7 protein-coding genes and 1 pseudogene are annotated in these 12,816 nt (G+C 67.1%); 4 read left to right on the top strand and 4 right to left on the bottom strand.

The window, feature by feature from the left end:
* The 3 genes and pseudogenes from NZM16_RS07215 to NZM16_RS07205 form a co-directional block, all read right to left on the bottom strand.
* Positions 1 to 377, bottom strand: a pseudogene (locus tag NZM16_RS07215) (hypothetical protein); the annotation flags it as partial.
* Positions 378 to 380: 3 nt separating this feature from the next.
* Positions 381 to 734: a hypothetical protein gene (locus NZM16_RS07210; protein WP_295479626.1), complete on the bottom strand. Its 354-nt coding sequence runs from the start codon at positions 732 to 734 to the stop codon at positions 381 to 383.
* Between the two features lie 166 nt (positions 735 to 900).
* Positions 901 to 2,019 carry a DUF763 domain-containing protein gene (locus tag NZM16_RS07205; RefSeq protein WP_295453107.1) on the bottom strand — a complete coding sequence of 373 codons (1,119 nt, stop codon included), beginning with the start codon at positions 2,017 to 2,019 and terminating at the stop codon, positions 901 to 903.
* A gap of 516 nt (positions 2,020 to 2,535) precedes the next feature.
* On the opposite strand from NZM16_RS07205, the gene rpsO reads away from it, so the two are divergent.
* Together rpsO and NZM16_RS07195 are read left to right on the top strand one after the other, a co-directional pair.
* Positions 2,536 to 2,805, top strand: coding sequence for a 30S ribosomal protein S15 (gene rpsO / locus NZM16_RS07200; RefSeq protein WP_295453104.1), 270 nt, complete (start codon positions 2,536 to 2,538; stop codon positions 2,803 to 2,805).
* A gap of 237 nt (positions 2,806 to 3,042) precedes the next feature.
* The gene (locus NZM16_RS07195; protein ID WP_295453102.1) at positions 3,043 to 5,268 is read left to right on the top strand and encodes a polyribonucleotide nucleotidyltransferase; all 2,226 of its coding nucleotides are present in this window, start codon (positions 3,043 to 3,045) and stop codon (positions 5,266 to 5,268) included.
* Between the two features lie 273 nt (positions 5,269 to 5,541).
* On the opposite strand, the gene NZM16_RS07190 is transcribed toward NZM16_RS07195, so the two are convergent.
* Complete coding sequence (locus NZM16_RS07190; RefSeq protein WP_295479630.1) at positions 5,542 to 6,474, bottom strand: 2-hydroxy-3-oxopropionate reductase; 933 nt, start codon at positions 6,472 to 6,474, stop codon at positions 5,542 to 5,544.
* Positions 6,475 to 6,757: 283 nt separating this feature from the next.
* On the opposite strand from NZM16_RS07190, the gene NZM16_RS07185 reads away from it, so the two are divergent.
* Complete coding sequence (locus NZM16_RS07185; protein WP_295479623.1) at positions 6,758 to 9,676, top strand: helicase-related protein; 2,919 nt, start codon at positions 6,758 to 6,760, stop codon at positions 9,674 to 9,676.
* A partial coding sequence (locus tag NZM16_RS07180; RefSeq protein ID WP_295479620.1) for an N-6 DNA methylase occupies positions 9,673 to 12,816 on the top strand: 3,144 nt, incomplete at its 3' end. The genes NZM16_RS07185 and NZM16_RS07180, both read left to right, overlap by 4 nt.

Here is a 12,816-nt window from a genome sequence, read left to right as displayed (position 1 = left end):
TGGATCAATCCTCGCGCGGGATCCACCATCGAGGTTTCGCCCCGTAACGCCCGGGCCTGCCCGGCTTCGGGATGGTGTTCCATCCACCGGGCGACCAGCCGGAGCGAGGCCAACAGACGTCGATAAAACTGGAGGCTCCAGGCCAGATCCGGCCCCTCCGGAGGCATTCTCGGAATCCGTTCGTTCCACAGATGCAATTCCACGATCCGATCCCCTCGCCGGATCTGTGTCCCATCGGAGAGCTGAAGATCCTGGTTGGAGAAGCTCAGGGCCACCCGGAGCACACATTGAGGGTCCTCTGTAAACTCCCAGACCCGATGAACCCTCCGGAGCACTGGGTCCAGCTGGTGAACGAACGCCTGGATGATGGGCTGCATGGTTTAGCGTCCCCTTGCGATCAGGGTAACGCCCAGCACCACCAGCGCGGTTCCGATCCATTTCCAGATCCCAATCGGCTCACGGAAGATCAGCCAGGCGGTGAAGACCTGGACGCTGGCGAATCCCAATCCCATGGTAAGGCTCACCGCGATATGAACCGGGAGCCAGCGGAGCAACGCGGTATAGGTCAGCACGCTGAGGAACCCGGAGAGATTGCCGAGGATCTGCCATGCCAGAAAGGCCAGGGCGGTTGCGCTCTCCGCGGACCGCTTGAATCCGATGTTCGCGACCACAACGAAACTCTGATAAAGCAGAACAAGCAGAGGGATCCAGATCGGATGCGGAGGGCTTGACATGGGCCACCCCAATCGAGCAACTGGTTCTGCCCTGTTGCAAAGCGGCGATCGGTCTTATCCCCCTCCTCCCACCGCTTCGCAGCGTGGGGAGGGGCAAGCCCCAAATCCTTCACCGGGATCGTTCAGATTGCAACCGCGCAGCCGGTTGTTCGCTCATCCCCCGCGTTTACTCCAGGTGGGCCTCCGGCGCATCTTCGGCGAGGCCGAATAACCGTCGCTGCCACCCCGCGAGGCGCCGCAGGGCTTCCAGCCGCTCCCGATCGCCCAGGCGAGCCCGTTCCACCGCCTCACGAAGCATGCGGATCGAACGATCATAGAGCGCCCGATCCACCGGGAACGGGTGATGATCCTTCCCGCCGTGGGCGAACGCAAAGCGCGCGGGATCCCGGAAGGAGAGCGGCGTCCCATAGAGCAATTCCGCCAGAAGGGCCAGCGCGCGGATGGTTTTGCCGCCGACCTGAGGAAGGCCCAGAAGTTCTGCGAAGGAGGAAGGCTGAGCCTCGTAGGTTTTCACAAAGATCGAGGCCAGATGATCGGGGTGGATGTCCTGAATCAGGATCTCGTGGTGAGGGGGAAGACGCAATCGCTGGAGGCGCTGGAGCTCCTGCAACAGGCGCCACGGCCGCTCACGGGAGAGCTCCGCCACCGCTTGACGGGCGGCCTCCGCCTCCTCGGCCACCATATTCAGGGGGCGCGTCCGTTCATCGCAGCAGACGGCCGCATGGGGCTCGTTGACGAAATCCATCAGCGCCTCGCCCAACCAGTGATAGCGGCGCGCGTAGCGGTTGCTCGGATTCATCCCCTGCTGGATCACCGCCCATCGACCCGCCCGGTCGAACACCAGAACATGGTGATAAATCTGATACCCATCCTGCAGGGCGTGGTTGTCCACTTTCGCGGCCATGCGGCTGGCATGGATCAAGGGGGCGGGATCCACCTGAAGATGCCGGGCAGCCGCCTCGATCTCCTCGGGTGTCCGGCGGGATGCCTTCCCCTTCCCTCCGGCCACGAAGAGGCCCAGGTCCCGGCCCGCGTCTTTCAGAGCCTCCTTGAGGGCTCCGCAGACGACTGTGGTGACCCCGCTGGAATGCCAGTCGTAACCCAGCAGGCACCCGAAGGCCTGGAACCAGTTGGGATCGCTGAGGCGGCGAAGCACTTCCCCGGTGCCGAACTCCTCCACTAAGGCCGTGACGATCTCGCGGGCCAGGGCCGTCATCCGCGCGAACAGCCAGCGGGGGGCCCGGCCAGTATGGAGCGGCAGATCCGCGAAACCCGTGCGAGGCATGCGATCCATTCCTCCCATCTATCCGGCGCAGGCGTCGCGCAGATGACCCCTCTTTATGTCCACGGCCCGTTTGCCGCAGGCGCGGGGAATCCCACCTTCAGGCGGAGGGACGGCCTTTGGCCCTCCCATCCCTTGCTCCGCTTCTCCAGCCAGCAGCGGGGGAAGGCTGGGGTGACGGGGCGGGCAGCGAAGCCGCCCGCCCGTTCCCCCCGACTTTATCTTACCCTCCTCCCCCCGCCGCGAAGCGCCGGAAGGCGGGTTCTGAATCCTGGACAGGGAGCGTTCAGATGGCAGCAGCGCCAATCCTGAACGGAATTCTACATAGGCTGATTCCATCATGCCAGCCGGATAGTCCCCTTCCATAATCCGGGTGCTCCCGGGGATTAGGGCCGCAGAAGGAGCCCCAACGACCATCAGACAGCCAAATCGTTTGCGAAATATATTCAGGCTTGCTACAATATAAAACCTGGAGATCGGTTTCCTGAACCCTTTGATCCTCACAAGGAGGAAGGCGCAGTGAGCCTTTCGAAGGAGGAGAAACAGCAATTGATTGAGATGTTCCGGCGCCACGAGACCGATACGGGCTCGCCGGAGGTGCAAATCGCCATTTTAACCGAACGGATCAATCGCCTGACCGAGCACCTCAAGCAGCATAAGCACGATGAGCACTCCCGGGTGGGATTGCTCAAGCTGGTCGGCAAACGCCGGCGGCAGTTAGAATACCTCGCCCAGGTGGATCCTCAGCGTTACCGCCTGGTGCTGGAACGGCTGGGGCTGCGCAAGTAAAAGGCCCTGTTGCCCACTTGAGGTCCCCCTGCCTTCCTTCCCTTACCCCTTCGTGTCGAGGGGAGAGAGGCAGGTAGGGGCAAGCCCCGAACCCCTGCCCGGGATCGTTCGGATGGCAACGGAGCACATCCAGAAGCTCAAGTGGATCCCATGGGCCTTCAGGAGCCAGGGAGATGGTCTTCGGCCGTCTCCCGGCTCCTACCCATTGTATCCTCTCCAGAGGGAGTGAGACGAAACGTGAGGCGAGAACGGCATGTCTTTAAAACCGTTGTCGGCGATCAGGAGATCGTCATCGAAACCGGTTATTTCGCCTGGCAGGCCAACGGGGCCGTGATCGCTCGGATCGGTGACACGATGATCCTGGCCACGGCCACGATGGCCAAGGAGCCGCGGGAGGGCATCGATTTCTTCCCCCTGAGCGTGGATTTCGAAGAGCGGCTCTACGCCGCGGGCCGGATCCCGGGCAGCTTCCAGCGCCGGGAAGGCAAGCCCTCCGAAAACGCCATCCTGACCGCCCGCCTGGTGGATCGCCCCCTCCGTCCGCTGTTCCCGAAAGATCTCCGCAACGAAGTCCAGATCATCCTGACCAGCCTCTCCGCTGACCCGGAGTATCATCTGGACATCCCTTCCATCATCGCGGCCTCGGCCGCCTTGACCATCTCGGACATCCCATGGTTCGGGCCCATCGGCGCGGTCCGGGTGGGCTACATCGATGGGCAGTTCGTGATCAACCCGACCGTCAGCCAGATGGAGCACAGCCAGCTCGATCTGCGCCTCGCGGGAACGGCGGATGCGGTGATCATGGTGGAGGCCGGGGCGAACGAGATCCCGGAGGATCGGATGGTGGAGGCGATCCGGCTGGGCCATGAGGCGCTGCAGCCGCTGATCGCCCTCCAGGAGGAGATGCGAGCGGCCATCGGCAAGCCGAAGGCCTCCTACCGCCCCTTCACCATCTCCGAGGAAGTCCGCCAGGCGGTCCGCGCTCGCCTGAACCACCAGATCGCCGAGATCCTGGATACTTACTTCGATAAGGACCGGCGGAACGAGGCGCTGGACGAGCTGGAGGAGGAGGTCCTCCAGGCCCTTGCCGAGTATGAGCAGGCCCAGGTGAAGGAAAGCTTCCACGAGGCGCTGCGGGAGGAGGTCCGTCGCCGCATCCTGGAGGAGGGCCGTCGGCCGGACGGGCGGCGCCCGAAGGATATCCGGCCCATCTGGTGCGAAGTGGATGTGTCGCCTCGCGCCCACGGCTCCGCGATCTTCACCCGGGGCGATACCCAGGTGCTCTCGGTGGCCACGCTGGCCACCCTGTCCGAACAGCAGGAGCTGGACACCCTCGCCCCCGAGGAGACCAAGCGCTACATCCATCACTACAACTTCCCGCCGTTCTCCACCGGCGAGGTGCGGGTGTTGCGGGGCGCCTCGCGCCGGGAGATCGGCCACGGGGCCCTGGCCGAACGGGCGCTGCTCCCGGTGATCCCGCCCGAGGAGGAGTTCCCCTACACCATCCGGGTGGTCAGCGAGGTCCTCTCCTCGAACGGCTCCACCTCCATGGCCAGCGTGTGCGGCTCCACCCTGGCCCTGATGGACGCCGGCGTGCCGATCCGCAAGCCGGTGTCCGGCGTGGCGATGGGCCTGGTGACCTCCGATGAGGCCTGGCGGAAATACGTGATCCTCACCGACATCCAGGGGATGGAGGATCATTTAGGCGATATGGACTTCAAGGTGGCCGGCACGGCCGACGGGATCACCGCCCTGCAGATGGATGTGAAGATCAAGGGGCTGCCCTACTCCGTGCTGGCTGAGGCGCTGCACCAGGCCCGGGAGGCCCGCCTCTTCATCCTCGAGAAGATGCTGGAAGTCCTGCCCGCGCCGCGGCCGGAGCTCAAGCCGCACGCCCCGCGGATCTTCACCGTCCACATCCCAACGGAGAAGATCGGCGCCCTGATCGGCCCCGGCGGCAAGACCATCCGCAAGATCCAGGAGGAAACCCACACCCAGATCGATATCGAGGAAGACGGGACGGTCCGCATCGCGGCCACCAGCCTGGCGGACGCCGAAAGCGCCCGGCTGAAGATCGAGGCCTACGCCGAGGAGCCCCAGGTGGGCAAGATCTACCTCGGGAAGGTCATCCGCATCACCGACTTCGGGGCCTTCGTGGAGATCCTGCCCGGCGAAGTGGGGATGGTCCATATCTCCCAGATCGCCGATCAGAAGGTGAACCGCATCGAGGATGTGGTGCGGGTGGGGGATCAGATCCTGGTGATGGTCACCCACATCGATGAGGACGGCAAGATCCGTCTCTCCCGTCAGGCGGTCCTGGAAGGGCTCTCGGTGGAGGAGGCCCAGCAGCGAGATCGCCTGCTTTCGGGGAAGGCGGCGCCTAAAGACAAAGGCAGGCCGGGCGAGGAACGCCCCCTGGCGGGCCGGGTGAAGATCGTGCGGCGCGCTTCCAGCGAGCGGTAGTGTGCTTCATCTGTTGCAAACGCAGGCGCTGAATTCGACGCCGCTCGCGCGAACCATCGATCTTTCCCTATGAATTGGGGGTCTGGCGGGCCGCCTTCGGCATCCCGCCAGACCTCGCGCTTCTTCCCCAGGTTCAGGTTCGGGGTGACGGGCTGGGAGCCCCGCCGCCGGTCCCGTCACCCCGATGTTTTGCTCCCTCCTCGCGGCCATGAGGGCTGTGGGGAGCGGGGATGAGGGAGAGCTTGCCCCGCCGCCCGCTCGTCCAGAGTCCGGTTACGACGGACGCACCTCCGTTTGAGCCCACTCTTCAAACAGCGTCACCAGGGCCGAGTGATCCAGCTCCCCCTGCCCCCGGGCCACCAGCGCGCCCAGCCACTCGTGGATCAGGGCGGTGAGCGGGAGGCTGGCCCCGACCGCCCGGCCCAGCCCCAGGGCGATCCGAAGATCCTTGTGGTGCAGACGGATCCGGAACCCCGGGCGGAAGTTCCGCTCCAGGATGCGCTGGCCGTGCACCTCCAGGACCCGGCTGCTGGCGAAGCCGCCCAGCAACGCCGCCCGCACTTTCGCCGGGTCCACCCCCGCTTTGGCCGCCAGGGCCAGCGCCTCGCTGACGGCGGCGATGGTGAGGGCTACCACTACCTGGTTGGCCGCCTTGGTCACCTGGCCAGCCCCCGGCCCCCCCATATGGACGATGTTCCGGCCCATCGCCTGGAAGATCGGGAGACAGCGCTCGAAGGCCGCCGCGTCCCCGCCCACCATGATCGAAAGCGTCCCCTGGATCGCGCCGATCTCCCCACCCGACACAGGGGCGTCCAACATGGTGATCCCTCGCTCCGCCGCCTGGGCGGCGAGGCGCTGCGCGGTGACGGGATCGATGGTGCTCATGTCGATCACGATCAACCCGGGCCGCCCGCCGGCGAAGACGCCGTCCGGCCCGGCCAGGACCTGTTCGACGTCGGGGGTGTCGGGGAGCATGGTGATGACCACGGTGCTCCGCTCGGCTACTTCCCGAGGGGAGTTCGCGGTTTCCGCCCCCTCCGCGGCCAGCTCCTCCATCGGCGGCCGACTGCGGTTGTAAACCACCAGCGGATACCCCGCCCTCATCAGGTTGCGGGCCATGGGTTTCCCCATCACCCCTAAGCCGATGAACCCGATGCGCTCCATCCGCGGTCTCCTCTCATAGCGATGATCTGCTTGCTTGAGCAGGAAACAAAATCAGTATATACCGGATTCCAATACCGGCCGTGAATACAGGGTCAACCCGGTGAGGCATCCCCTCTATCCATCGATGCGTCAGGAAGAGGAGGCGCTCGCTACGGGCTGGAGCTTTTCGGTGACCGAAAAGGTAATGTAATATGGATACAGGCGATTCCCTCTCAGCAAAGTGGCGCTCTCTCTGCACCCTTCGGCACGCCCTTGAGGTATAGAGTTCACCGCACGGGTTGACAAAGAATGAGCACATGAGCGATTCCCCAGTCCCGGAGGTGCAATGATCTTACCCCCTGCTGTCGGCTCCATCGTCCGGGCAAGAGGTCGGGAGTGGGTGCTGCTCCCTTCCCCTCAGCCGGATGTCCTTCTCCTGCGCCCTCTCGCCGGGGGCGAGGCGGAACTCTGCGGGATCTATCTCCCCCTGATCCAGCGGGGGGTGGAGCAGGTGGAGCCCGCCGCCTTCCCCCTCCCCACCCCTGACGGCACCGCTGATGCCGTCGCCGCCGAACTTCTCTGGAACGCCGCTCGCCTCACGCTCCGCGATGGCGCTGGCCCGTTTCGCTCCCTGGGCCGCATCTCCGTCCGCCCCCGCCCCTACCAGTTCGTCCCCCTCCTGATGGCCCTCCGCATGAGCCCCGTCCGTATGCTCATCGCCGACGACGTGGGCGTGGGAAAGACGATTGAGGCGCTGCTGATCGCCCGCGAACTACTGGCCCGGGGCGAAATCCGCCGCATTGCTGTCCTCTGCCCCCCGTACCTCTGCGACCAGTGGGCCCGCGAACTGGAAGAGAAGTTCCACCTCCCCGCCGTCGTCATCCGGTCCGGCACCGTCGGGCCGCTGGAGCGGAAGACCCCGCCGGGCGAGAGCATCTTCGGCCACTACCCCCACATCGTCGTCAGCATTGACTACGCCAAGTCCGACCGCCACCGGGCCAACTTCCTCCAGCACTGCCCGGAGTTCGTCATTGTGGACGAGGCCCACGGCGCCGCCCAGCCCGCCGGCCAGCGGACCGCCCAGCAGCAGCGCCACCAACTCTTGCGAGACCTGGCCCAGGATCCCCGCCGTCATCTCCTCCTGCTCACCGCCACCCCCCACAGCGGCGTGGAGGAGTCCTTCCGCTCCCTCCTGGCCCTCCTGCGGCCCGACTTCGCCACGCTGGACCTTCACGGCCTGAACGAACAACAGACCCGGGAACTGGCTCGCCACCTGGTCCAGCGCCGCCGGGCCGACGTCGTCCGGTGGCTGGGCACCGAGACCCCCTTCCCGGAGCGGGAGTCCGTGGAGGAGACCTACGATCTCTCCCCCGCCTACGCCCGCCTCTTTGAGCAGGTCTACGCCTTCAGCCGGGAACTGGTCCGCACTGGTACGACCCTCACCGGCTGGAAGCGGCGTATCCGCTACTGGTCCGCGCTGGCCCTGTTGCGCTGTGTGATGTCCAGCCCCGCCGCCGCCCAGGCCGCGCTGGAGAAACGAATATACGGTGAGGAAGGGCTGGCGCTGGACGAGGAGGCCTCCGACGAGGCCTACGCCCCCTACATCTACGAGTCCTCCGAGCGGGAGACGGTGGACGTCGCCCCCGCCCACATCGTGGAAGAGGGAGAGCGGGAAGTCGGAGAGAGCGATCGGCGGCGGCTGCGGGAGTTCGCCCGCCTGGCCGCCAGCCTGCGGGGCACCGACGACGACCGCAAGATCGTCCGCTGCGCTCAAATTGTCGCTGGACTGCTCGGGGAGGGATACGCGCCGATTATCTGGTGCCGCTACATCGCCACCAGCGACTACGTGGCGGAGGAACTGCGCCGCCGTCTCCCCGTCCTCCTTCCTGGCATCGGAAGCCAGGTGCGGGTTATCTCCGTCACCGGCGCGCTCTCCGAGGACGAACGGCGGGAACGGGTGGCCGAATTGACCCGCTTCCCCCTTCGCGTCCTGGTGGCCACCGACTGCCTCAGCGAGGGCATCAACCTCCAGGAGCACTTCACCGCCGTCGTCCACTACGACCTCCCCTGGAACCCCAACCGGCTGGAACAGCGGGAGGGACGGGTGGACCGCTTCGGCCAGCCCGCGCCCCGCGTGAAGGCTGTTCTCCTCTACGGACGGGATAACCCCGTGGACGGCGCCGTCCTGGACGTGCTGTTGCGCAAGGCTCAGGAAATCCGCCGCACCCTGGGCGTCGCCGTCCCCGTCCCGGTGGATAGCGAGACCGTTATGGAGGCGGTCCTGAACGCCCTCTTCTTCCACGTTCCCACTGCCAGCCGCCAGTTGGTCCTCCCCATGATGCCCGCCGAAGTCGCCGACCTGCACCGCCGCTGGGAGGCAGACGCCCAGCGGGAGCGGGAAAGCCGCACCCGCTTCGCCCAGCACGACCTGCGGCCCGAAGAGGTGGCCCGGGAACTGGAGGAGACCGACGCCGTCCTGGGGGACCCGAAGGCCGTCCAGCGCTTCGTCCTCAACGGTTGCCAGCGGCTGGGCGCTGTGGTGGAGCCGGAGCGGGAGGGAGTCTGGTGGCTGCGCAACCTGAAGACCCTCCCGGAAATGATCCAGGCCGCGCTCCCGCCCGACGTCGCCGTCAGCGGAGAGTGGCGGGTCTGCTTTGAGATGATCCCCCACTGGCGGCGGACGGACCAGCCCCCGACCGTCCTGGGCCGCCACCACCCCTTCGTGGAGGCGCTGGCCCGCTACTTCCTGGAGGCCGCGCTGGCGGGAAGCCCCGACGCCCCTGCGCCCCGCACCGGCGTCGTCCGCACCTCCGCCGTCCCCCGCCGGACGGTCCTCCTGCTCCTGCGCCTGCGCTTTCTGCTGGAGTCCGGAAGGGGTGCCGCCGAAGGCGGCGGGGGAGGGGTGAGGACCCTCCTGGCCGAAGAGGTCCGCGTCGTCGGCCTGCGCGGCCTTCCGCCGAGCCCCGTGGAGGTCCTGGAGGGCGACGAGCCCCTGGCCCTTCTCCAGAACCTCAAGCCCGAAGCGCCCGTCTCCCCGCAGGAGCGGCGCGAGGCGCTGGAGGAGGTCCTGGCGGCCTGGAACGACCTCCAGGCCCCCCTCCGCCCCTTCGTGGAAAAGCGCGCAGCCCGGCTGGAGGAGGCCCACCGTCGGGTGCGCGCCGCCGCCGACCCGAACCTCCCCGTCCCGCAGGTCCGGCCGCACTGGCCCCCAGACCTGCTGGGGGTGCTCGTCCTGATGCCCATTCCCAAGGGGGTGGCCCGATGAAGCGCTTCCCCACCCTCACCCTGGAAGGCGGCCTGCTCGGAGCCGACCTGATCGAGGAAATCGCCGCCGGGACCGCGCCCGGCCAGAAGCCCACCGACTTCGGCCTGCCCCCGAGCCGCCACCTCACCGATGAGATCGCCGCCGCCTGGAGCGAGGCCCGCTCCTACTGGCAGGCCTTCCGTCATCGGCTGGAACGGCTCCCCGAAGACGACCCGGCCACCTCCGTCACCCGCGATGGCTGGCTCGTCCCTCTCCTTTCCCTCCTGGGCTACAGCCTCACCTACACTCCTCGCGCGGCCGAAGCCGACGGGAAATCCTACCCCATTTCCCACCGCGCTCTCCCGCCGACCTCCTCCGAAGCCGGGGAACGCGGCGAGGGCCTCCCTGTCCACCTCGTCGGCTACCGCCAGCCCCTGGACCGGCGACCGGAGGGCGGCGCAGGCCGTATGGCTCCCCACTCCCTGATGCAGGAGTATCTCAACCGCAGCGAGCACCTCTGGGGCATCGTCTCTAACGGGCGCACCCTCCGCGTCCTGCGGGATTCCTTACGGCTTCACCGTCCCGCCTATGTGGAGTTTGACCTGGAGGCGATGTTCTCTGGCGAGCACTTCGCCGACTTCGCCCTCCTCTTCCGCCTCCTCCACCGCTCCCGCCTCCCCGCCTCCCCCGAGACCGCCGACGCCTGCTGGCTGGAGCGCTACTACCGCCTCACCCTGGAGCAGGGCGGACGGGTTCGGGATCGGCTGCGGGGCGGCGTGGAGGAGGCGCTGCGGACTCTGGGCAACGGCTTCCTCGCCCACCCCCAGAACGCCCCCTTCCGGGAGCGGGTGCGCGCAGGGGAGGTGAGCCCCGTCACCTTCTACGGACAACTGCTGCGCCTCATCTACCGGCTCCTGTTCCTGATGGTGGCGGAGGAGCGCAACCTCCTCACCGGGAGCGACGTCTACCGCCGCTACTACAGTATCGCCCGACTGCGGGACCTGGCCGAGGAACGGGCCGCCTACAACGACCAGGCCGACCTCTGGGCCGGGCTCCAGGTCACCTTCCGTCTCTTCCAGGACGAGGATCTGGCCCGGCTGATGGACGTCCCGCCTCTGAACGGCGATCTCTTTGACCCCCAGGGGACGTCGCTCCTGAACGACCTGGCCCTCGCCAACCGGGACCTCCTGCGGGCCGTCTGGCACCTCTCGATGTATCGGGAGAATGACCGCACCCCCTGGCGACGGGTCAACTACGCCGCGCTGGACGTGGAGGAACTGGGCAGCGTCTACGAGAGCCTGCTGGACTTCCAGCCCCTCTTCGTCCTAGAGGACGGCCATCCCCGCTTTGAACTGGGGTATGGGACGGAGCGCAAGTCCACCGGCTCCTACTACACCCCACCGGAACTGGTCCAGGAACTGATCCGCAGCGCCCTAGAGCCGGTCCTGCAGGAGCGGCTGCGCGCCGCCCGGACACGGGCCGAGAAAGAGCGGGCGATCCTCTCCCTGAAGGTCTGCGACCCAGCCTGCGGGTCCGGCCACTTCCTCCTGGCCGCCGCCCGCCGCCTGGGCCAGGAACTGGCGCGCATCCGCACCGGCGAGGAGGAGCCAGGTCCGGAGGAGATCCGGCTGGCCGTCCGGGATGTCATCACCCACTGCCTCTACGGGGTGGACAAGAACCCCCTGGCCGTGGATCTCTGCAAAGTGGCCCTCTGGATTGAGGGGCACGCGCGGGGCAAGCCCCTGACCTTCCTGGACCACCGCATCCGCTGCGGCGACTCGCTGGTGGGCGTCCTGGACCTCTCCGTCCTCCAGGAGGGAATCCCGGACGGAGCCTTTGAGCCCGTCTCGGGGGACGATAAGGCTCTGGCCCGCGCCCTCCAGAGACGAAACCGGCAGGAGCGGGCCGGGCAACGGGGGCTCTCCGCTCCGGCCGCCCCCGTCCCGCCGGAGGTGGTCCGCCTTCTGGAGACCCTCCCCGACGACATGCCGGAGCAGGTCCGGCGCAAGCGGGAGGCCTTTGAGCGCTCCCGCGCCGTGGGGAGCGACTGGTGGAAAGCCAGCACTGCCTGCCACCTCTGGACGGCGGCCTTTTTCCAGCCCTTCACCGCTCAACCCCATCCTCGGAGCGACAGCGAAGCGGCCGGGAGCGAGGAGGAGGGCCTGCACATCACCACCGACACCCTTCGCCGCTACCTGGAATCGGAGGCAGTGGACGGGCGGATTGTGGGGCGGGCGTGGGACCTGGCCCTCCGCCACCGCTTTTTCCACTGGCCCCTGGAGTTCCCGGAGGTCTTCCCCCAAAGGGGAGAACCAGCAAGGGAAACGCGGGCCGGCTTTGACGTCGTCCTCTGCAACCCGCCCTGGGAGCGCATCAAACTCCAGCAGGAGGAGTTCTTCGCCACCCGCGATCCCCAGGTCGCCCGCGCGCCCAACAAGGCCGTCCGGGAGGCCCTCATCCGCCGCCTCCAGGAGGAGAACCCGGCCCTCTGGGAGGAATATCGGCAGGCCCTCCACGACGCCGACGCCCTGAGCCGCTACCTGCGCGCCAGCGGCCGCTTTCCCCTCACCGCCCGGGGCGACATCAACACCTACGCCGTCTTCAGCGAACTCTTCACCCACCTGGTCCGCCCTGACGGGCGGGCCGGCGTCGTCGTCCCCACCGGCATCGCCACCGACGCCACCAACCAGCATTTCTTCCGCCACCTGGTGGACTCCGGCCGCCTGGTCAGCCTGTACGATTTTGAGAACCGGGAAGGACTCTTCCCCGGCGTTCACCGCAGTTACAAATTCTCCCTGCTCACCTTAAGCGGGAAGCCGGTGGATCGGAGCGAGTTCGCCTTCTTCCTGACCCGCACGGAGCAGTTGGGGGACGAGCGGCGCCGCCTTGCCCTGGAACGGGAGGACCTGTCGCTCCTCAACCCCAACACCCGCACCTGCCCGATCTTCCGCACCCGCCAGGACGCGGAACTGACGAGGGCCATTTACCGCCGGGTGCCCGTGCTGGTGAACGAGCGGACGGGAGAGAACCCCTGGGGTGTGCGGTTCCTGGCGATGTTCCATATGTCTAACGACTCCCACCTCTTCCGGACGCGGGAGGAGTTGGAGGGCGAGGGGTATCGGTTGGTGGGGAACCGGTTTGTGCCCCCCACCCCTGGCCCC

It is taken from the genome of Thermoflexus sp., assembly GCF_025055495.1.
Lineage (GTDB): Bacteria > Chloroflexota > Anaerolineae > Thermoflexales > Thermoflexaceae > Thermoflexus.
The sequence above is the reverse complement of the archived record's forward strand: the minus strand, read 5'-3'. Positions and strand labels throughout refer to the sequence as shown.